This window comes from Aeromonas genomosp. paramedia (assembly GCF_023093515.1).
Classification (GTDB): Bacteria; Pseudomonadota; Gammaproteobacteria; order Enterobacterales; family Aeromonadaceae; genus Aeromonas.
The window spans coordinates 1-514 of sequence record NZ_JAAROG010000048.1 but is presented as its reverse complement, the minus strand read 5'-3'; the positions used below and the strand labels follow the sequence as shown (position 1 = coordinate 514).

1 protein-coding gene is annotated in these 514 nt (G+C 67.3%); it reads left to right on the top strand.

From position 1 onward, the window contains the following. Position 1 precedes the first annotated feature (1 nt). Positions 2-514 (top strand): Calx-beta domain-containing protein (locus HB860_RS21975; RefSeq protein WP_348773056.1); only part of this gene is annotated, 513 nt, incomplete at its 3' end.

Here is a 514-nt window from a genome sequence, read left to right as displayed (position 1 = left end):
CGTGACCTTCAGCAACGGCGTCACCTACGACCCGGCCACCGGCGAGATCACCGTGCCGGCGGGGGTCACCGACTTCACCGTGACCGTGCCGACCGTTGATGACCGCGTGGACGAAGCGGACGAGACCCTGACACTGACGGTGGGTGGCAAAGACGCCATCGGCGCCATCGTGGACAACGACGAGCTGCCGACCATCAAGGATGTGGCGGTGAGCAACGCCGACGCGAAAGCGGAAGAGGGCACCCCACTGACCTTCAAGGTGACCCTGAGCGCGGCGAGCGAGCAGGCGACCAGCCACAGCTTCAACCTGGCAGGCGTGAGCGCGGAGGAGGGCGACTTCAACCGGGCGGGCGTGACCTTCAGCAACGGCGTCACCTACGACCCGGCCACCGGCGAGATCACCGTGCCGGCGGGGGTCACCGACTTCACCGTGACCGTGCCGACCGTTGATGACCGCGTGGACGAAGCGGACGAGACCCTGACACTGACGGTGGGTGGCAAAGACGCCATCGGC